The sequence below is a fragment of the Terribacillus sp. 7520-G genome (assembly GCF_002271665.1).
Taxonomy (GTDB): domain Bacteria; phylum Bacillota; class Bacilli; order Bacillales; family Amphibacillaceae; genus Terribacillus.
This window is the reverse complement of sequence record NZ_NQFP01000052.1, coordinates 1-19,722: the sequence shown is the minus strand read 5'-3', so window position 1 is coordinate 19,722 and position 19,722 is coordinate 1. Positions and strand designations below refer to the sequence as shown.

Annotated in this window: 16 protein-coding genes and 4 tRNA genes; 12 read left to right on the top strand and 8 right to left on the bottom strand. The window is 47.3% G+C overall.

Annotation, left to right across the window (positions count from 1 at the left end; translation table 11 throughout):
* Positions 1–31: 31 nt before the first annotated feature.
* Both CHH53_RS16360 and CHH53_RS16355 read left to right on the top strand, forming a co-directional pair.
* Positions 32–106: transfer RNA gene (locus CHH53_RS16360), tRNA-Asn, on the top strand.
* A gap of 2 nt (positions 107–108) precedes the next feature.
* Positions 109–181 (top strand) — tRNA-Thr (locus CHH53_RS16355).
* Between the two features lie 224 nt (positions 182–405).
* On the opposite strand, the gene CHH53_RS16350 is transcribed toward CHH53_RS16355, so the two are convergent.
* The gene (locus CHH53_RS16350) at positions 406–1,317 is read right to left on the bottom strand and encodes an AraC family transcriptional regulator (protein WP_095217205.1); all 912 of its coding nucleotides are present in this window, start codon (positions 1,315–1,317) and stop codon (positions 406–408) included.
* 128 nt (positions 1,318–1,445) lie between these two features.
* On the opposite strand from CHH53_RS16350, the gene CHH53_RS16345 reads away from it, so the two are divergent.
* Positions 1,446–1,694 (top strand): Atu4866 domain-containing protein, encoded by a 249-nt coding sequence (locus CHH53_RS16345; RefSeq protein ID WP_095217204.1) that lies wholly within the window; start codon positions 1,446–1,448, stop codon positions 1,692–1,694.
* 42 nt (positions 1,695–1,736) lie between these two features.
* A complete protein-coding gene (locus CHH53_RS16340) occupies positions 1,737–2,468 on the top strand; it encodes an SDR family oxidoreductase (protein WP_095217203.1) in 732 nt (243 codons plus the stop codon).
* A gap of 529 nt (positions 2,469–2,997) precedes the next feature.
* Here CHH53_RS16340 and CHH53_RS16335 read toward each other — a convergent pair.
* From CHH53_RS16335 to CHH53_RS16320, 4 genes are all read right to left on the bottom strand, one after another.
* On the bottom strand, positions 2,998–3,330 hold the full coding sequence (locus CHH53_RS16335) for an MmcQ/YjbR family DNA-binding protein (protein WP_095217202.1): 333 nt from the start codon (positions 3,328–3,330) through the stop codon (positions 2,998–3,000).
* Between the two features lie 152 nt (positions 3,331–3,482).
* A complete protein-coding gene (locus CHH53_RS16330; RefSeq protein WP_095217201.1) occupies positions 3,483–5,120 on the bottom strand; it encodes an FAD-dependent oxidoreductase in 1,638 nt (545 codons plus the stop codon).
* A 12-nt stretch (positions 5,121–5,132) separates the two neighbouring features.
* The gene (locus CHH53_RS16325) at positions 5,133–6,431 is read right to left on the bottom strand and encodes an arsenic transporter (protein ID WP_095217200.1); all 1,299 of its coding nucleotides are present in this window, start codon (positions 6,429–6,431) and stop codon (positions 5,133–5,135) included.
* A gap of 19 nt (positions 6,432–6,450) precedes the next feature.
* The gene (locus tag CHH53_RS16320; RefSeq protein ID WP_095217199.1) at positions 6,451–6,795 is read right to left on the bottom strand and encodes an ArsR/SmtB family transcription factor; all 345 of its coding nucleotides are present in this window, start codon (positions 6,793–6,795) and stop codon (positions 6,451–6,453) included.
* A gap of 129 nt (positions 6,796–6,924) precedes the next feature.
* Between CHH53_RS16320 and CHH53_RS16315 the strand changes: the two genes are divergently transcribed.
* The 5 genes from CHH53_RS16315 to CHH53_RS16295 all read left to right on the top strand — a co-directional run bounded on the left by CHH53_RS16315 (position 6,925) and on the right by CHH53_RS16295 (position 10,046).
* Entirely contained in the window at positions 6,925–7,245 is a 321-nt protein-coding gene (locus tag CHH53_RS16315) for an ArsR/SmtB family transcription factor (RefSeq protein WP_095217198.1), read from the top strand.
* Positions 7,246–7,260: 15 nt separating this feature from the next.
* The gene (locus tag CHH53_RS16310; RefSeq protein WP_095217197.1) at positions 7,261–8,517 is read left to right on the top strand and encodes an NAD(P)-binding domain-containing protein; all 1,257 of its coding nucleotides are present in this window, start codon (positions 7,261–7,263) and stop codon (positions 8,515–8,517) included.
* Entirely contained in the window at positions 8,511–8,999 is a 489-nt protein-coding gene (locus CHH53_RS16305) for a GNAT family N-acetyltransferase (RefSeq protein ID WP_095217196.1), read from the top strand. The genes CHH53_RS16310 and CHH53_RS16305 overlap by 7 nt, the downstream gene beginning before the upstream one ends.
* Complete coding sequence (locus CHH53_RS16300) at positions 8,986–9,198, top strand: hypothetical protein (RefSeq protein WP_095217195.1); 213 nt, start codon at positions 8,986–8,988, stop codon at positions 9,196–9,198. The genes CHH53_RS16305 and CHH53_RS16300 overlap by 14 nt, the downstream gene beginning before the upstream one ends.
* A 131-nt stretch (positions 9,199–9,329) precedes the next feature.
* Positions 9,330–10,046, top strand: coding sequence for a YebC/PmpR family DNA-binding transcriptional regulator (locus CHH53_RS16295; RefSeq protein ID WP_095217194.1), 717 nt, complete (start codon positions 9,330–9,332; stop codon positions 10,044–10,046).
* A gap of 34 nt (positions 10,047–10,080) precedes the next feature.
* On the opposite strand, the gene CHH53_RS16290 is transcribed toward CHH53_RS16295, so the two are convergent.
* Positions 10,081–11,529, bottom strand: a complete 1,449-nt coding sequence (locus CHH53_RS16290) for an SLC13 family permease (protein ID WP_233135177.1) — start codon at positions 11,527–11,529, stop codon at positions 10,081–10,083.
* Positions 11,507–12,703, bottom strand: a complete 1,197-nt coding sequence (locus CHH53_RS16285; protein WP_095217193.1) for a glycerate kinase family protein — start codon at positions 12,701–12,703, stop codon at positions 11,507–11,509. The genes CHH53_RS16290 and CHH53_RS16285 overlap by 23 nt, the downstream gene beginning before the upstream one ends.
* A gap of 694 nt (positions 12,704–13,397) precedes the next feature.
* Here CHH53_RS16285 and CHH53_RS16275 point away from each other — a divergent pair.
* Positions 13,398–17,717: a S8 family serine peptidase gene (locus tag CHH53_RS16275; RefSeq protein ID WP_095217191.1), complete on the top strand. Its 4,320-nt coding sequence runs from the start codon at positions 13,398–13,400 to the stop codon at positions 17,715–17,717.
* Positions 17,718–17,751: 34 nt separating this feature from the next.
* Here CHH53_RS16275 and CHH53_RS16270 read toward each other — a convergent pair whose 3' ends face one another.
* Positions 17,752–19,140 carry an NAD-dependent succinate-semialdehyde dehydrogenase gene (locus tag CHH53_RS16270; RefSeq protein WP_095217190.1) on the bottom strand — a complete coding sequence of 463 codons (1,389 nt, stop codon included), beginning with the start codon at positions 19,138–19,140 and terminating at the stop codon, positions 17,752–17,754.
* Positions 19,141–19,468: 328 nt separating this feature from the next.
* Between CHH53_RS16270 and CHH53_RS16265 the strand changes: the two genes are divergently transcribed.
* Both CHH53_RS16265 and CHH53_RS16260 read left to right on the top strand, forming a co-directional pair.
* Positions 19,469–19,540, top strand: a tRNA-Glu gene (locus CHH53_RS16265).
* Positions 19,541–19,547: 7 nt separating this feature from the next.
* Positions 19,548–19,623, top strand: a tRNA-Val gene (locus CHH53_RS16260).
* Positions 19,624–19,722: the final 99 nt, after the last annotated feature.

Sequence of the window (19,722 nt, the reverse complement as noted above, 5' to 3'; positions counted from 1 at the left end):
AGTTCTTTTTTGTATACATAATTGATATTATTCCACAGTAGCTCAGTGGTAGAGCTATCGGCTGTTAACCGATCGGTCGCAGGTTCGAATCCTGCCTGTGGAGCCATTGCTTCCTTAGCTCAGTCGGTAGAGCACCACCATGGTAAGGTGGGGGTCAGCGGTTCAAGTCCGCTAGGAAGCTTAGAAAGAAGAAAAGTATTAGAGAACATTCTCTAATACTTTTCTTAGTTTATAGAAATAACAAAAGGACATACAGTGACAGAGCATTGAACTCGATTTTCTTTTTATTTTTGTTTTCCATGTAGCACTCTCGCAGTTATAAACCATCATTCTATTAGATCATTGATATTATAGAGTACAACAACAGAAGTCGCATACAATTTGTATGCGACTTTTTAATTTGGGCTAGACATTATATAAATTTAGATTTTCTTTACGATCTTTCCCGGGTGGCTTGCCAAACATTTTCCTGTATTCCCTGTTAAAATAAGATGGGCTTTCATAGCCAACTTGGAAGGCAGCATCAGCAATCTTCATATCTTTTCCAATAATCAACCGCCTTGCCTCATGAAGACGTAATGCTCTCTGGTATTGAATCGGAGTCATGGTTGTAACTTGTTTAAAATGATGATATAAAGCTGATGGGCTAAGGCATACTTTTTTAGCTAGTTCATCTATCCTTATTTCTCGAGAAAAATTTTCCTTTAAGTAATCCAGAACAATTGCTACTTCAGATAATTTACTTCCCTTGGCAACAAGTTTTTTTACTGTGTCCCCATGTTTTCCTTGCATAATGCGGTATAGAATCTCCTTAATGATGAGAGGTGCAAGTATTTCTGTATCCTCAGGGGTATGAAGCAGTTTCACGAGTCTGCTAACCGCATCCAGAATAACTTCATCTGTCTGTTCTACAAATATTCCTCGCTCTGAAACATCTTTATTGGTACTATGTTGCTTATACTCTTTTGAAACCTCTGCAATCTGCATCATGTTAAAATTCAATCGAAGACATAAATAAGGCTCCATCGCACTTGCTTCTAGAATTTCCCCGATAACAGGCAAATCGACAGTTACGACTAAGTAATCTCCTTTTCCGTAAAAGAAGTCCTCTCCAATGATAGAGATCCCTTTTCTTCCTTGCAGAACAATGCATAAAGCAGGTTCATGCATTGTATGTACAGGCTCCAGTGGTTTGGCTGAACGAATGAGTTCCAACCCGGGGATAGATGTTAGATTCGTACCTTCCTTGGCAGCAAATTTTGAGACTAGATCTGTAAGTTCCTCTCCTTTTGATTGCAACTGTTCTTTTGGCGGCATGGATAATCCCTCCTTTTATATAGCTTTTTGGTTATTGGAGGATAGGGCAAGAATTAAAGAGATGCCGGCTACCGCTCCATGTTAATTTTCGCTGATACTAATAGTAGAACAGAAAAGGAGCTGATGATATGAAAAAGAATAATGATACTTACGTTGGTCTATGGGTTACTAAAGATCGATATATCAGGCATGAGCTGCTGCCCGAAGGACGCTATATTGAAGCTCGTGGTGATGTCGAATGCGCTTATACAGGTAATTATCAAATAACAGGTGATCATATTGAATATCATGATGATACAGGATTCACAGCTGATGGAGATTTTCAAAACGGGATACTATATCATGCAGGAATGGTCCTGCATCGTGATAATGGATAAGGATTCCCCATAGTAAATTAATAAAAAGAGGATGATACAAGGATGAGTATAAAGAATAAAGTTGTTCTTGTCACCGGAGGAAGCAGCGGCATCGGAGCAGCAACTGTTGAGTTATTAGCTCAAAATGGCGCCGTGGCAATAGCAGCAGCGCGGAGAACAGATAAGTTAGAAACACTCGTATCCACTCTTCTCCAAAAAGGATATAGTGCAGATTATAAACAACTGGATGTTACAGACTTTGAACAAATGCAGCATACCGTACAAGAAATAATCGAAGCATACGGAAAAATCGATGTCATCGTAAATAATGCAGGTGTAATGCCCTTATCTAAATTGGAATCCCTGAAAATCGCTGAATGGAATCGTATGATCGATGTAAATATCCGTGGAGTTCTGCATGGTATTGGAGCTGTGTTGCCGATAATGAAAGAGCAGAATGGCGGACATATCGTCAATATAGCTTCGATAGGCGCGTATGAGGTTACCCCGACTGCAGCAGTTTATTGCGCAACCAAGTATGCTGTCCGTGCTATCACAGAAGGTTTGCGGCAGGAAGCAACGAATAATGTTCGAGCAACTGTAATTGCACCGGGTGTAACGGAATCTGAATTAGCTGATCATATTACCGATGAACAGGCGAGTGAGGCTATGATCGAGTATCGAAGACTAGCGCTTCCTGCTTCTGCTATTGCACAAGCAATTCTTTATGCAATATCGCAGCCGTTAGAGGTGGATGTAAGTGAATTAATTGTAAGGCCTACTCTATCACGATAAGGAGGTCGGATTTTATATCATGAAGTAGAAGAATGTTAATTGGCATTAGAAACTAATATTGATAGTTACAAGAACTGATTAAAAAAGGGCTGAGTGAACTCGGCCCTCCTCAGGTTAAGAGCCATTATTATATCTGTTCGTTTTTATATGGTTCTGTACATCCGCTTTCCATTCTAAGGTTACAGTTCATTGAATGTAGGTCGGCTACTTCTTTATTATACTGTTATATTAACTATACATATCTGTGGTGTCATGTTTTAAATAGGTACACTGGAAATTCTTTTTTCACTAGGTATGACTGGTAGCCGTAACAGAATAATGATGGTAGTAGATACGGGTGAACCAAGTGAGTCTTCCTTACTTTTTTAGCTCTTGTAACGTAATAAAATGCCTGCCATACAATTTTTGAACAAATGTAGGACTCTTTGAATAAAGGATGGGATTAATTTGGTACCCCGGATTTCGATGACGATCAAAGTAATTGGCAGCAGATTATATAAAAAAGCGACCACCTCATTTATTGCAAATTCTACTTATTCTTCGTCATATCATAACTGGTGCTGATTAGATCATGAATCTCTTCCACAGGGACAGTGCCGTCCAATATGATGGAGTTCCAATGTTCTTTATTTAAATGATAAGCGGGTATTATGGATTTGTATTCATCACGCAGCTGCTCGTTCACACCAATTTCATTTTTTACATTGATCCAAATCTTGTTCTCTCTTTCGAATATCCAAGCAAATGTTTTATCATTATCTTTATGTCTCATCAGTGTCCAATTATCATCTTTGAATGGCTGATCTTCATATACATCTTTATATTGCTTACAATAATCAATAGCTTCTTGCCTGCTCTTCATAGAGAATCAGCTCCTCATGCATATAATTATCCTTTTCCCTCTTGGCAGATTTCCCACATATAATATTTTAGCAAATTCGCCCTTTAAACTTAAAAAGTAAGCTTTGATATTCAGGAAGGGAAAAGCCGCATACAAGCGTATGCGGCTTTTGATTATTTCCGGTACTTCTGATAATTCTTATTTCCGCCGGAAAGATTATATACTTCGTCAAACCCCAGATTCCGCAATACGTTTTGGGCGGCATTGCCTGTCACACCGCTGTTGCAGTAGCAGAGGGTAGGTTTCTTTGGATCGAGTTCTTTTGCTTTTTCACGGAGTTCAGCTAAAGGAATGCTGACTGCTTCTGGCACGTGGGAGGCTTCATATTGGGTTTTGGCCCGTGTATCGATGATCTGGAAGGACTCTCCTTTTTCTAACCTTTGCTGCAGTTCTTTTGGTGTGAGCAGCTTATTCTGCTTCTTGATGGCATTATCAAGTGCCATGCCGGTGTACATGACTGGATCCTTTGTCGTACTGAACGGCGGTGCATAGGCAAGATCCAGGTGGAATAGGTCTTCTGCTTTGGCTCCGAAGGTCATTGCAGTAACAAAGACATCGATGCGCTTATCCACGCCTTCTTCTCCTATAGCCTGGACACCGAGTAAACGGCCGGTTGCCCGGTCGGCTATTGCTTTGATGATTATCTCTTTGCCGCCGAGATAAGCTGCGCGTGCCGGCTTGATATTATGCAAGGTCTCTATATCGTATCCTTGGGCAAGAGCCTCTTTCTCGTTCAAGCCGGTCTGTCCGACTGCAAGTTCGAATACACGGACAATCCCGGTGCCGAGGATACCGCGGTGAGCGGAATCTCCTCCGGTAATGACATCACCCGCGATGCGTCCCATCTTATTCGCTGTCGATCCAAGCGGTCGATAGAGCGGCTTACCCGTAATGACAGAGAAGCTCTCTGCCACATCGCCGACTGCGTATACGTCCGGCAGATTGGTCTGCATCTTTTCATTGACTGCAATCGCCCCGGTTTCTCCTATTCGGACACCGATTTTTTCGGCCAAAGCTGTATTTGGTTTGACGCCTGCAGCCAGGAAGACAATGTCAGATGGTATTGTTTCTCCGCTGGAGGTGACGATCTCTTTATCAGTAATGCGGACCGCTTCTTGGCCAAGCAGCAGATTCACCCCATGAGCTTCCAATGTGTCTGCTATGCGATCTGCTATATCTTTGTCCATATGCTTCATCACCTGATTGCTGCGCTGAAGGATGGTCACTTCGATTCCTAAGCGGGTGAGCTGTTCGGCCATTTCCAATCCGATGTAGCCAGCGCCGATGATGGTAGCTGTTTTTGGCTGGCGGGATGCGATGAACTGATCGATCGCGCCGGCATTCTTGATCGTACGAACGTGGAAGACATGCTCCAGCTCTGTGCCTTCTATGCTAGGTGTCACTGGACTGGCTCCCGTGGCGAAAATGAGAACATCATATGTGTCTGTCACAGCTTCATCTGTTTCTAAGTTTTTAATGGATAATGTCTTCGAATCATGGTCGATGTCCACGACTTCGTGTCTTGTCTGGATATCGACATTGTATCGTTTTTTGAACCAGGCTGGATCGCGAGGATTCAGTGTCTCCAGATCCTCCACTTCATCGCCTATAAAATAAGGGATGCCGCAGACGCTATAGGATATGTCATAATCTCTGTCATAGATACGGATATCAGCTTCCTCATTGTTACGGCGTGCTTTTGCAGCGACTGATGTGCCGGCGGCTACTGAACCAATGATGCGTATTTTCATTGTATCTCTCCTTTAATGGATGATGGCCAACCAAACGCAAAGTCCGGTCAGTGTCAGGAACAGTGTTGGTATCGTAAGTATGATGCCCGTTTTGAAATAAGTGCCCCATGATATCCTTACGCCTTTCTGTGAAAGGACGTGGAGCCATAATAAGGTTGCCAGTGAGCCGATCGGTGTGATTTTCGGGCCCAGATCCGAACCGACTACATTGGCATAAATGAGGGCTTCCCTTATTGCCCCTGAAGTGGATGTATGGGATATGGCGATGGCATCGATCATGACTGTCGGCATATTATTCATAACGGAAGACAGGATGGCCGCGATAAAGCCCATACCGATCGTACCGATGAACATGCCTTGGTTTGCTGCATATTGAATGACATCGGCGAGTATATCCGTCAATCCGGCATTACGCAATCCATAAACGACGACGTACATGCCGATAGAGAAGAAGACGATATTCCACGGCGCGCCTTTTACGACGCTCCTTGTTTCGACGGCTGGGCTGCGGCGTGCTATCAGCAGGAAGAAGATCGCAATTGCCCCGGCCACGAAAGAAACAGGGATATGGAAGAATTCACAAATCAAATAGCCAATCACCAATAAAGCAAGTACGTACCAGGATAGTTTAAACATTTTTCGGTCTTTAATAGCCGAAGACGGCTGTTTTACATCGCTCACTTCATAGGACGAAGGGATGCGTTTGCGGAAGAATAAATAAAGTACAAGTATACTTGCCGCCAGTGAGATCAAATTTGGAATGATCATGCGAGAGGCATATTCCAAGAAAGTGATGCCGAAGAAATCGGCGGAAACGATGTTCACCAAGTTACTTACAATCAAAGGCAATGACGTTGTATCGGCGATGAACCCGCTCGCAATGATGAATGGAAATACAAGTGTTTCATCAAAGCGTAGAGCCCGTACCATTGCCAGTACAATCGGTGTCAGGATCAAGGCTGCCCCGTCATTTGCGAAAAAGGCGGATACAACAGCGCCTAACAAACAGACGTATACAAACATTTTCACACCGTGTCCTTTGGCTGCAGCAGCCATATGGAGAGCAGCCCATTCGAAGAATCCGATGGAATCAAGTATAAGTGAAATCAATATAATGGCGACAAATGCCAAGGTAGCATTCCATACGATGGTGGTCACTTCCCATACGTCGGAAATATCGACCACGCCAACGAGTAAGGCCAGTACAGCTCCGCCACAGGCAGACCATCCTATATTCAGGTTCTTTGGCTGCCATATAATTAAAATAAGAGTGATCAGAAAGATGATACAGGCTAGAACGGTTGTCAACATGTGTAACATAACTCCCTATTTAACAAGTGATAGCTTCTGCTTTGGTTCTTAGTTTTATGAGCTGCTCATCATTTTCATCCAGCTGCCCGATGATTTGCTCCACCAGATCACGCTGCTCACAAGTCTCATCAAAGCGATAGTACCGCCATTGTCCGCGCTTTTCTTCGCATACAAGACCTGCTTTTTTATACTTACGCAGGTGCTGGCTGATTGCCGGCTGGCTGACCTCGAACATGCCTACCAGTTCACAGACACAGTATGTTTTTTCCATCAGCAGTTTCATTAACAGCAATCGCGTCGGATCGTGAAGAATTTTCAAAGTTTCCGTAAGCTTTTCAGTCGATAAAGCAATTGTAGCTGTCATCTTAATCCTCCTTCCCAAGCTAGTATATAAATAATTTATTATATAAGGCAATCGTTATATACTTGAAAATCAAAAAAACTTGATCTATGATGGATATATCAAGAAAAATTGATGCAAGGAGATGCGACGATGAAAAAATGGCAGGATTATGAGCGTGTGTTCAAAGCCCTTGCGGATAGCAAACGCCTGGAGCTGCTGCATGTACTGGCGCAAACGCCAGAGAAGGCCGTCTGTGTCTGCGATTTGACGGAGGCTCTGGATATGGCCCAATCCAAGTTGTCTTATCACATCAAAATCCTGCTGGATGCTGGTCTGATAACAAAGGAAAAGCGCGGGACGTGGAATTACTATGGCTTGGATCATTCCAACTTGAATCATGTTCTGTCCGAAGAATTATGCTGCCTCTTAAGGGGACCGAAACAGCCGGCGGAGAAAGCTTGCCGTAAATAAGAAGGAGGAGATCTTATGGGGAACGATTTGCCTGTCGTTATCATCGGAAGCGGTCCGGTGGGCCTGGCCGCCGCTGCACATCTTGTGAAGTATGAGGTACCTTTTCTGATCCTGGAGAAAGGCGATACAGCAGGGGCGGCTATTAAGCAATGGAAGCATGTCCGTTTATTCTCGCCATGGGAATTCAACGTTGACCAAGCAGCGAAGGAGCTGCTTGAGGATGATGGTTGGCTGATGCCTGATAAGACCCAGCTGCCTACAGGGGGAGAAGTGATTGATCGTTATCTGAAACCACTGGCTGCGTTAAAAGAAATCGCTCCCCATGTCATTTATGGTGCGGAAGTAGTGGCAGTGACAAGAGAGGGAGTGGATAAGCTGAAAACTTCCGGCAGGGAAAAGCTGCCCTTCCTTATCTATGCCAAGCTGAATGACAAAACGGCAGCATACCGTGCAAGTGCTGTCATCGATGCAAGCGGGACATGGCATAACCCGAATCCACCTTCAGCAGATGGTGTATGGCAGGAGGAGCTTCAGGTACATACTGTCATTCCTTCTGCGGCTGAGGATATGGATGCTTTAAAGAATAAGCATATAGCTGTGATCGGCAGCGGTCATTCTGCTTTGCAGACATTGACTGAACTTGCCCAGGTGAAGCAAGTCCACCCTGATACAGCTATTACTTGGGTGATCCGGCGCAAGAGCCCTGATGCAGTGTATGGAGGCAAGGAAAGAGATCAGCTGGCTGCCCGAGGTGCCTTGGGAATGCAAGCGGAGAGCTTGGTTAACAGTGGTGCTATAAACATGGAAGCAGGCTTCCTTACAGATAAGATAAGCAATCAGCATGGACGGCTTAGGATAACCTGTATGTCTGGGAGAGCGGTCGAGGAAGTCGATGAAATATATGTAAATACCGGTGCTCGACCTGATTTCAGCTTTTTGAGGGAAATCCGATATCAAATTGATCCTGCGATTGAGAGCACGCCAGCTTTGGCACCATTGATCGATCCCAATGTGCACAGCTGCGGAACCGTAAGACCGCATGGGGAAAAGGAACTGCGGCAGCCAGAGCCGAATTTTTATATCGCGGGCGTGAAAAGTTATGGAAGGGCACCGACCTTCCTGCTGGCAACCGGATATGAACAAGTACGTTCCATTGCTGCCAGGCTGGCGGATGATAAGGAAGCAGCGGAGCAAGTGAAGCTTCTGCTCCCGGAAACGGGTGTCTGCTCCGTGGAACGTCCAGCTGTACAGGCAGGCTGCGGCACATGCTGATACGGGTGATGGATCCGCAAGACTGGCCGGCTGTCAAGCAAATCTATCAGACAGGTATGGATGGCGGCAATGCCACATTTGAAACAAAGGCTCCCGATTGGGTAAAGTGGGATCGATCGAAACTGCCGTATGGTAGATTGGTAGCGGAGAAAGATGGGGGCGTCATCGGATGGGCAGCCCTGTCCCCATATTCGGGCAGGGAAGTATATCGCGGAGTAGTGGATCTCAGCATTTATATCCATCCAGCTTATCAAGGCTGCGGGGCGGGCAAAAAGCTTATGAAGGGACTGCTGGAAATATGCGATGGACAGGGCATATGGACAGTGCAATCAGGTATTTTCCCGGAGAATGCAGCAAGCCTGGCGCTCCATAAGGGCTTTGGCTTCCGGGAGGTCGGTATCCGCAAGCGAATCGGAAAGCTGCATGGGAAATGGCGGGATGTCATGCTGTTGGAGAGGAGGGTGCCTTATGATCCTGAATAAAGGCAGTAAATTGAGCACGGAATACTTTGTATCCTATTTGGAGCTTGTTTCCAATGTGAGGCAATGCAGCACAACGGAAGCGTATGATATCGTTTTTGACAGGCTGTTCGATAGGGATGAAACAAAACTTGGTTCAGCTAGCTACCAGGCATTCGAAGCTGCATATGAACGGTTCAGCCAAAAGCGGGTATCCTTATGAGGGTTCCCGCTTTTCTTCGTAATGGACCTAAAGTGCCCCAGTTTTAGTCCAGAGCTTTTTGCGTTATAATAATGATGGCAATCATTATTTCACACACAGTTTTAAAATAGATTGAAAGAGAGTGTTCATAAATGGGACGTAAATGGAACAATATCAAAGAGAAGAAAGCTTCGAAGGATGCCAATACCAGCCGGATTTATGCGAAGTTCGGCCGTGAGATTTATGTGGCTGCCAAACAAGGTGAGCCCGATCCCGATGCCAACCAGACGCTGAAATTCGTCTTGGAGCGCGCGAAGACGTATAACGTACCGAAGGCTATCATCGAGCGTGCAATCGAGAAGGCAAAGGGCGGCGGCGACGAGAACTACGACGAGATGCGCTATGAAGGCTTCGGACCGAATGGCTCCATGATCATTGTCGACGCGTTGACAAACAATGTGAACCGCACTGCTCCGGAAGTTCGTGCTGCATTTGGTAAGAACGGCGGCAACATGGGGGTCAGCGGATCCGTTGCCTACATGTTCGATGCAACGGCCGTCATCGGTATCGAAGGCAAATCCTCTGACGAAGTATTGGAAATCCTGATGGAAGCCGATGTTGATGCACGGGACATCATCGAAGAAGACGATGCGGTCATCGTTTATGCAGAGCCGGATCAGTTCCATGTTGTACAGGAAGCACTTAAGCAAGCTGGTATCGAAGAGTTCACAGTAGCGGAGCTTACGATGCTGGCCCAGAATGATGTCACTTTGGATCCGGAAAGCCAGGAGCAGTTCGAGAAATTGATCGATGCCCTGGAAGACTTGGAGGATGTACAGCAGGTTTATCATAATGTCGATTTAGGTTGAATAGGAAAAGCAGTGCCGCCATGGCACTGCTTTTTTATATCGATAATCCTGTCCAATTCCAATAAGTGAAATAAAACAGAAGTATCACCAATATATATACCGGCATCAGGACGATGCTGATTTTCAGTAAATCGTGTGCATCATATGCGATATCGCCTTCTTCATAAAAAAGAAGCAAAGCTTTGGAACTGACAGGGAATGTCACACAATAATTCATTCCTATTAAACTCAGGAAGACAATGGAATCAAGGTCTCCGCCAATTGCTTGCCCGAAAATGATCAGGCTCGGTATACATACGATGGCGCGTGTCGTGTGGGACGTGATATATAAATGACTTGTAACAGTCACGATGGAGAGTATCAGGACATTTGCCCAATCCGAGGCATCCGTAAACAAATGCAGGCTGTGCATGATTTCTTTTTCCATCCAATCTATGACCCCTGTATCCATGAGGATGTGGCCGAGGGCAGCGGCTGCTGCAACAAAAAGAAGCAAATTCCATGAAACGGCTTTTATCCCCTGCTGCCAGCTGATTATTCCATAACGGGGAGTCATGAATAATAGAGAGCCCACGATGGTAACGAACGCGGTATCATATCCATGGATATTTTCTGAAATCCATCCGAGGATCAGGGCGGCAATCAGTATCGCTGTCTTTTTTTCATTTGGTGATACATGATGATCCATATCCTCTTCGTCGGATCCAGCTTGCGGTATGGCATCGCTTATAAGGCTCCGCTTAGGCCATAAAAGCAATCTTACGATAAACGTCGTCACCATGGTGATCACAGCGGTAAATGGAATTCCCCATACCAGCCATTGAAGGAAGGAGATGGACTGGCCAGTCGTGCTTTCCAGCAAGCCGACTCCGATTATATGCGAGCCAGCTCCAATCAATGTTGCGGATGTACTCATCAAAATGATCACAGGTGTCAAGATGGCAAGAAACTGCCTTTCCTTGCTGGAGAAGTGGCGCGCCAGCTGCTTGATGACAGGGAAGGAGAGGGCAGCCCTTCCGGAAGTGGAAGGGATGAATAGTGCCGTCAGCCCTAAAGCTAATGTATAGGCTTTTATAATGGAATGTTTACTTTTTGCACGAGATAAAATGGCACAGCTGAACCGTGCGGCAAGTCCCGATTCCTTGATGGCCTCCCCAATGATGAAAGCTCCAAACATCAGCCATACCACATCTTCACTGAAGGCATGATAAAGCAGCTCTGTATCCCCAGCCTTCATGATTATGATGAACGATAGGAGTGAAATTGCGACAAATCCCGCTGGAATCTTTGTGCCGATCCAGAGAGTCATAGCGGATAAGAAGGCAAATAGCGATACTTTCGCAGGATAATCCAGATTTGTCAAAGCCACCAGAAGGAGGAAGAAAGCATGCATGAAACAAATGATGCGTATTCTGGCAGATGATTTTACTGGATGCTTGGACGTTTTTCTCTCACTTCTCCTATATGGATTGATTTGTTCCATAAGGCAGGGTCCTCTTATCTTGATTTGCCAATCGTACCCCGATGGTGATTTGCCGCAAGATACATTCCACGCTATCCTCAATCCATCGAGGGGCTTTAGCAATCGCTTTATCTAATGTGACAGGATTTTGGATAATACTCACGTACGCATCGATGCCGGCCTCATAATTGCTCTCGGCTCCGCGTCCGATGGTGCCGGTGATGGCTATGACAGGTATATTATACTTTTTGGCAATTCTTGCGACTTCGCATGGAATCTTACCGTCAGGTGTCTGAAAATCCAAACTTCCTTCGCCGGTGATGACGAGATCGGCATTCGCTATCTTTTCTTCCATTTGAATGTAATGCTTGATCAAATCAAAGCGCGGATGAAGCCTGGCACCTGTAAAAGCCATCAATCCAGCGCCCAAACCGCCTGAGGCTCCGCTTCCTGGCGCATAGCGGACGTTCATGCCCGTGACAGCTTGAATCAAGTCAGCATAATGATCCAAGGCTGCAGACAGGATATGGACTTGATGGGGAGCGGCTCCTTTTTGGGGACCGAAAATCCGCGTCACCCCGCGTTCTCCGCACAAGATATTCTTCCAGTTGCATGCAGCGTCTATAGGGATGTCCTTCAGCCGGGAGTCTACATGAGATACATCGATTGTTACCGCTTTCAAAATGTCGGTGACAGATTTGACATCAATGATATGCTGCTTAGCATCCAGGAATCGAACACCAAGCGCCTGGGCCATGCCTGCCCCGCCGTCCGACGTGCCGGAATCACCGCAGCCGATTATAATCTTATTCACTTGTCTGTCCAATGCATCGAGAATCAGCTCCCCGACACCATAGGTAGTCGTATGCAGCGGATTCCTGACGTTTTTTGGAACCAGCTTCAATCCCGCCGCAGCAGCCATTTCGATGACGGCAATTCGTTCATTTCCCTCCTGGAAGACGCCATAATGGCTATCGATCTTCTGCCAGACAGGACCGGTGACGGTTTTATGGATCAATTCCCCATCCTTTATCTTAACGATTGCTTTTGCAAAGCCTTCTCCGCCATCTATCATTGGCAGCATCTCTGTTTGGATGAACGGTTCGAATCTTTTTGCTCCGGCACCCATTGCCACTGCTACTTCCTCCGCATCAAGGCATTCCTTAAAACCTGATGGAATCATGATAACTTTCATGTCTTTATCCTCCGTTTATTTTTTGATACTGCTATCATAGCTGCGAAATTGGAGTATTCCCTGTGAGGTGCATTAAGGACAGATGAGAGATTGATGAATTTTCAGATAATGGAGGCTGGCAATAATGACAGCTGGATGGATTGCGTTCCAACATGCACTTCCTGTCCTCGTGGCATAGCTGTGACTATAGGCATGTTCCCATACAAATATTTTTGGATTTTGCAGGTGGAAAGGTTCATGATGGAAATGCCGATGGAAGTTTGGATAGTGCCAGGGCTAAATAGCTTCCCATTTGATGAATTTCCCAATTAGGTATAGGGATAAAAGATGTTGTGCCGTTTACTGGTTATAAAAGGCCATTTCCTGCCCAGATGTCGTGAGATTTGCTGCTGAGGAGGCTCAGCATTTCAGCATAATCCGAGGGCTTTCGAAGGCGATCGAAAGTTGTGCTTGCTAAGATATGATAGATTTACGCGGATAATTTACAGAAAATTGTTACTATTGTCCCGCAGGAATCTATCCTTTCTGCATATATGCTCCTGTTTTACCGCGACTCTCTTCCCGAAAACGACAGATTCTCGTAATCTAGCTATAACATCTGAGCGATATTACATAATCTGTCATTTAACGTGCGGAGATGGAAGGCTAGCGGGCAGGACCATATCAAGAACAAGAAAAAGGAGAGTGTGGGAAGATGCACAAAAGGATGACGAAGTGGCTCAGTATTTTGGCGATCGGTGTCTTTCTCTTGTCGTTGCTTTCTCCTACAGCTTCACGAGCACAGTCTTCTGAGCGAACTTCTGTGAAAGCGAGTGAGGGTGTAGCAGCGAAGGTGGACAAGGATGTTACGTCACAGTTCAAGGCGGATGGGCAGGTGACGTACCTGGTGAAGCTGAAGGATCAGGCGGATACGAAGAAGGCGGCAGAGACTGCTGTCGAGAAGGCGAAGAAACAATCAGCCAGTTTGTCTGCCAAGGAAGCGAAGCGTATCCAGAATTCGGCTGTTGTCAGTGATTTGCGTGCGACAGCTGATGCAACGCAAGCGAATTTGCTTGATTACTTGAAGCAGGCGAAAGATAAAGGTGTCGTGAAAGACTATGATTCTTACTATATCGTCAATGCGCTGAAAGTGACGAGCTCCAAAGATGTGATGGAGGAGCTGGCTGCTTCGGAGGAAGTGGAGAAGATCCTGCCTGACAGAGAGCGTAAAATCCTTGAGCCAACGAAGGCAGAGGAGAAAAAGGCAGCTGCTCTGGCTGAGGAAGTCGAAGCGTGGGGGGTGGAAAGAGTCGGAGCGCCTGCAGTATGGCAGGAAATGGGACTGGATGGATCGGGTGTCGTCATCGGCGGGTTGGATACTGGGGTGCAGTATGACCATCCGGCACTTTTGGAAAAGTACCGCGGCTATGATGCGGCTGACCCGGATAATGTCTCGCATGAGTTCAACTGGTATGATGCAGTCGACGGAGAAGCTGTGCCGTATGATGACTTGGATCATGGGACACATACGATCGGTACGGCTGTCGGTGCAGCTCCGGATGGATCCGCTGATATCGGCGTTGCACCGGGAGCCAAATGGATTGCGGTAAAAGCTTTCCATCCGGATACCGGGCAAGGGCAGACAACGGATGCCATCCTGCTGGATGCGGCTGAATGGATGCTTGCGCCAAAGGATGAAGAAGGCACTCCGCATCCAGAGCAGGCACCGGATATCGTCAATAACTCTTGGGGCGGCGGTCCGGGACTTGATGAATGGTATCGCGAAGTTGTCCAGACATGGCGGAATGCCGGTATCGTCCCAGTGTTCTCGGCCGGTAATGATGGAGATGGAGACGCGACAGTGTCTGCACCTTCCAACTATCCAGAGTCGATCTCTGTCGCTGCAACGGATAGTGAAGATGGCTTGGCGAGCTTCTCCTCACGCGGTCCTTCTCCTTATGAGGGAGAAATAAAACCAGATATTGCTGCTCCCGGCGTGAGTGTTTATTCCTCGGTAAGCGGCAGCGGATACAGTGCCTCCTTCAGCGGAACTTCGATGGCCGCTCCGCATGTGAGCGGCGTCATTGCGCTGCTGCTGCAGGCGGATAGTTCGCTGACAGTCGACGAGATAGAAACGATTCTCTATGATACAGCTGATCGACAGACAAGCAGCGAATATCCTGATGAAATCAATGAAGGCTTCGGCCATGGCATCGTCAATGCATATTTGGCTGCATCCACCATCGCCACTGGTGTCGGCGAAATCAACGGGAATGTGTATCAGGATGGCGAAGATCGGGAGCCGGCTGTGATTGTGCATGAAGCAGTTTCTGAGTTGTATCAGGGCGTCGCCACGCCGCTCTCAGCGGAAGTGACGGATAATATCAGTGCAGACACAGTGACGCTTGAATATCAGCAAGACGAAGGGGAATGGCAGTCGATCGAAGCGACGCTTGCAGAGGGAAATGCAGCCAGCGGTACGTATCAGGCGGTCCTGCCAGCGGAAGCAACGGCTGGTGAGACGCTTGCCTATAAATTTGTCGTAACCGATTTTGGCGGCAATACAACAGAGACAGATACGTATGAGGTGGAGCTGCTTGCCCCGCTGTCAGTTGGCTATACCCAGGATTTTGAAGAGGAGCCGACAGGCTGGACATCATTCGGTGATCAAAATTCATGGGAATGGGGAGCACCGGCTGCAGGACCTGAAGCGGCAGCATCTGGTGAAAATGTATATGGCACAGGCGCTTATGCAAACAATGCCGATGCGACCCTGCTCGCACCGCCTGTAGCAGTTCCGGAAGACGGTGAAGCATATTTGCAGTTCCAGACATGGTTCGACTTGGAAAGCCGATACGATTATGGTCATGTTGTCGTATCGACGGACAAAGAAAATTGGGAGCAGGTAGGTTCGTATAATGGGGCCAATGGCGCCTGGTCTGCTGAACAGATTGATTTAAGTGATTATGCCGGTCAGACAGTTTATGTCGGCTTCCATTTGGAGACGGACGGCAGCATCGGTAAACAAGGCTGGTATATCGATGATGTAGCCATTTCAGATACGTCAAACAGCTCTGCTTCCATCATGAAAGATACAAAAAAGGTGAAAGAGGATAAGCAGACAAAGGAGAGTGCAAAGAGCAAGAAGGCGGTACATGCGAAAAAGCTGGCGCCAACCCCGATTCGGAATGTCCAAGGTCCATCATTGCCGGATGGACAGTCAGACCCATCTGAAATCAGCCCAAGCGCCTTGCCGGTCGATGCAACGGTGACGGTGCAGGAAACCGGGCGAAGCGTACAAACTGATCCGGCAGACGGCAGCTATCGCTTACTGCAAGCCGCAGGGGATGTGACGCTGGAAGCAGCTGCTTATGGCTTCCATTCCAATACAGCACCAGTGACTGTGACCGAAGGCACGGCGGTAACCCAAAACTTCACGCTCGATCCGATTGCGGAGGGCACGGTGACGGGTACGGTCACAAATGCACAAACAGGTGAACCGATAGCTGGCGCTAACGTATATGTAGTCGAAGATGCAGCCGTCGAGCCGGCCCAGACCGATGACAACGGTACGTATACGCTGACTGCCTATGAAGGAACATATACCCTTAGAATTACAGCCCCTTCCTTCAAGGGATCTGAACTGGAAGTGACGGTCACTGCGGAGGAAGCAACAGAACAAAATGTCGAGCTGGAGCCGTTCATCGGCTTTGCCGGGGAAATCGGTTATGATGACGGCACTGCCGAGAATGCACATGCCTTTTATGATGCCGGAAATGGATGGGCCGTAAAATTCACGCTGGCGGAAGGACAATCATCTGCCCTGGTAACAGGCGGACTGTTCCGGTTCTGGGATGATACCTTCCCGACACCGGGCGGCACGAATTTTGCCGTGGAAATCTATGATGATTCCGGTGAAGATGGCGCACCAGGCAAGAAGCTCGCCGGACCGATTTCAGGGGAAGCTCTCCGAAACGGAGAATGGACGCAGATTGATTTGGCCGGGGAAGGCATTGTAGTCGATTCTGATTTCTATATTCTCTATATCCAAACCGATCCGAATCCGAATACACCTGCTTTGGCAACGGATGAAGATGGGGAATTTTCCGGCCGCAGCTGGCAGAATGTAGGCGGGGAATGGAGCCTGGTGCCGGAAGAGGATGGCAACTACATGATCCGGGCACTTGTTGATTACGAGGCGCAGTCCCCTGTCATCACGTCGCCTGCCTCTGATACAGTCACAAAAGAGAGTAGGGTGACAGTGGAAGGAACTGCATCGCCTGGCGGAACAGTCGAAATCAGCAATAACGGCGAAGCTGCCGCTTCAGTGGAAGCATCCGAAGAAGGAGCCTTTGCCGCGGAAGTGGAGCTGGCGGAAGGAGAAAACAGTCTGACAGCTGTGACGAAGCTGGAAAATGGCAGTACTGCGCCATCTGAAGCTGTAACAGTCATCCGGGATCAAACAAAACCGGAACTGATGATTACAGCGCCGGAGGACGGCAGCAAAACGAATAAGGAAACCGTGACCGTAACGGGTACGGCATCTGATGACTATTTGAAAAAGCTGACGATCAACGGTGAGAATGCTGATGTGGATGATGACGGGGCTTTCTCCAAGCGCATTCTATTGGATGAAGGTGTCAATGAGATAAAAGTAGCCGCAGCGGATGAGGCCGGAAATAAGGTAACGAAAGTCATCGAGCTGGAAGCAGACTATACTGCTCCTGCATTGGAAAATGTCAAACCGGAACAGGATACAGATCTGCAGGCCGGCGAAACAGTTGTCATTTCCTTTGAATCGGAACCGGGCTTGGAGGATGCGACCTTCTACTTAAAGGCGCCGCTGACGAATTTCCGCACCGCATCCCAGGCAACAGAGCTTCCAATGAGGGAAACGGAAGAGGGTTTGTATGTAGGTTATTGGACAGCGACATCATCGGTGAAGCTTGATGGAGCGGATGTCGTCGTCAAAGCGACAGATGCATTCGGGAATGAAACCGATGCGACTGCTGCTGGAAAGATATTTGTAGAATGAACAAGAAAGGACCCGTCGCTGACGGGTCCTTCTTTCATATACCGATGGAGATATATTTTGTTTCCAAATAAGGCTCGATTCCTTCGATTCCGCCTTCGCGGCCGACGCCGCTTTCCTTCATGCCGCCGAATGGAGCTTGAACGGCGGATGGACCGCCATCATTCCAGCCGATGATACCATATTTCAGGTTTTCGGCGATATACAGCCCGCGGCGGTAATTTTCCGTGAAGAAATAGGCTGCCAAGCCATATGGTGTGTCATTTGCGATGCGGATAGCTTCGTCGATGTCGGTGTAAGTCGTGATCGGAGCCACCGGTCCGAATGTTTCTTCGTGCATGATGTCCATGTCATCCGTTACTTGATCAAGGACAGTTGGGTTGACGAAGAAGTAGCCTTTTTCTGCATCGGCGTTATAGGTGCCGCCAGTGAGGACTTTAGCACCTTTGGATTTGGCATCATCGATTTGGGCAACGATCTTATCAAAGCCTTTTTTGTTGATGACTGGGCCGATTGCCACGCCTTCCTCTGTGCCTTGTCCGACTTTCATTTCGGATACTGCTTTTGTGAATGCTGCTGTGAATTCGTCCTTGATGGATTCATGGACGAGCAGTCTGTTGGCGCAGACGCATGTCTGGCCGGCGTTGCGGAATTTGGAAGCCAGGGCATGTGTCACAGCCCGGTCGATATCTGCGTATTCATCGACGATAAGCGGTGCGTGTCCGCCGAGCTCCATGGAGACATGCTTCACGCTATCGGCGCTTTGTTTGATGAGCAGTTTGCCGACAGGAGTAGATCCCGTGAAGGAAATCTTCCGGATGTGGGGATGATCGGTGAAAATCTTGCCGACCATTTCGCCATCGGCATTCACATATTGAATGACGTCCTCCGGAATACCGGCCTCATATGCCAGTTCGACCAGGCGGATAGCTGTCAGCGGGGTATCCGGTGCTGGTTTGATGATGAATGTGCACCCCGCAGCCAATGCTGGTGCTGCTTTTCTTGTGATCATCGCTGCCGGGAAGTTCCAAGGTGTGATCGCTGCGACCGGGCCTACTGCTTCGCGGGTGACGAGCATGCGCTTATCCGTTGTGGAAGCAGGGATGGTGCGGCCGTAGACACGCTTGGCTTCTTCGGCGAACCATTCGATATAACCAGCGGCATATAAAACTTCACCTTCTGATTCCTTCAGCGGCTTGCCGTTTTCGGCTGTCATGAGCGCAGCAAGTTCGGCTTTGTTTTCAATCATCTTGTCGTGCCAGGCCCGAAGAAGCTTACTGCGTTCTGCTGCAGAAGTTTTGGACCAGGCTTGGAAAGCCTGATGTATCTTTTCGATTTTTTCATTGATTGCTTCTTTTGAATCAATCGCTACTTTTTCGATCACTTCACCTGTGGCTGGGTTGGTTACATCGAATGTATCTGTCATGTCGAATGCCCCTTTTCTTATTTATTTCATAGGAAAAGCTTATCAAGGAAATTTTGAATCAGACAAAAAAACTGCTCAAGTTTTTTAGTGTCCATGTTTATATTCCTGTTTTGAAAGGAAAATATGCAAGAATGGAAGAGATAATTAAAATGCTTGGAAACGTGGATATGACGGGGGTTTCAGAGGATAGGGAAGGAGGATTGATTCGGGTTAATTATCTGAATAAAAAGAATTTGAAAAAGTAGCTTTACAAACTGTTGCGTTCCTGTATATAATAACTCTTGTCAGTTTCGAGTTACGAAAAACGTAACGAAGAAAAGGACAACCTGGCCCGTTGGTCAAGCGGTTAAGACACCGCCCTTTCACGGCGGTAACACGGGTTCGAATCCCGTACGGGTCATCAAGTCGGAGGATTAGCTCAGCTGGGAGAGCATCTGCCTTACAAGCAGAGGGTCGGCGGTTCGAGCCCGTCATCCTCCACCACTTGCTTGATGAAAAACATCAAAAAAAGTGTTGACAAACCAAGCGATAGGTGATAAGATATCATTCGTGACGGTTGAGGTCAACAAAATTAAATAACTT

Bases quoted from the DNA above. Each gene is read 5' to 3' on its own strand.
- CHH53_RS16350 (WP_095217205.1), bottom strand. From the start codon at position 1,317: ATGCCGCCAAAAGAACAGTTGCAATCAAAAGGAGAGGAACTTACAGAT.
- CHH53_RS16345 (WP_095217204.1), top strand. From the start codon at position 1,446: ATGAAAAAGAATAATGATACTTACGTTGGTCTATGGGTTACTAAAGAT.
- CHH53_RS16340 (WP_095217203.1), top strand. From the start codon at position 1,737: ATGAGTATAAAGAATAAAGTTGTTCTTGTCACCGGAGGAAGCAGCGGC.
- CHH53_RS16335 (WP_095217202.1), bottom strand. From the start codon at position 3,330: ATGAAGAGCAGGCAAGAAGCTATTGATTATTGTAAGCAATATAAAGAT.
- CHH53_RS16330 (WP_095217201.1), bottom strand. From the start codon at position 5,120: ATGAAAATACGCATCATTGGTTCAGTAGCCGCCGGCACATCAGTCGCT.
- CHH53_RS16325 (WP_095217200.1), bottom strand. From the start codon at position 6,431: ATGTTGACAACCGTTCTAGCCTGTATCATCTTTCTGATCACTCTTATT.
- CHH53_RS16320 (WP_095217199.1), bottom strand. From the start codon at position 6,795: ATGACAGCTACAATTGCTTTATCGACTGAAAAGCTTACGGAAACTTTG.
- CHH53_RS16315 (WP_095217198.1), top strand. From the start codon at position 6,925: ATGAAAAAATGGCAGGATTATGAGCGTGTGTTCAAAGCCCTTGCGGAT.
- CHH53_RS16310 (WP_095217197.1), top strand. From the start codon at position 7,261: ATGGGGAACGATTTGCCTGTCGTTATCATCGGAAGCGGTCCGGTGGGC.
- CHH53_RS16305 (WP_095217196.1), top strand. From the start codon at position 8,511: ATGCTGATACGGGTGATGGATCCGCAAGACTGGCCGGCTGTCAAGCAA.
- CHH53_RS16300 (WP_095217195.1), top strand. From the start codon at position 8,986: ATGATCCTGAATAAAGGCAGTAAATTGAGCACGGAATACTTTGTATCC.
- CHH53_RS16295 (WP_095217194.1), top strand. From the start codon at position 9,330: ATGGGACGTAAATGGAACAATATCAAAGAGAAGAAAGCTTCGAAGGAT.
- CHH53_RS16290 (WP_233135177.1), bottom strand. From the start codon at position 11,529: ATGGAACAAATCAATCCATATAGGAGAAGTGAGAGAAAAACGTCCAAG.
- CHH53_RS16285 (WP_095217193.1), bottom strand. From the start codon at position 12,703: ATGAAAGTTATCATGATTCCATCAGGTTTTAAGGAATGCCTTGATGCG.
- CHH53_RS16275 (WP_095217191.1), top strand. From the start codon at position 13,398: ATGCACAAAAGGATGACGAAGTGGCTCAGTATTTTGGCGATCGGTGTC.
- CHH53_RS16270 (WP_095217190.1), bottom strand. From the start codon at position 19,140: ATGACAGATACATTCGATGTAACCAACCCAGCCACAGGTGAAGTGATC.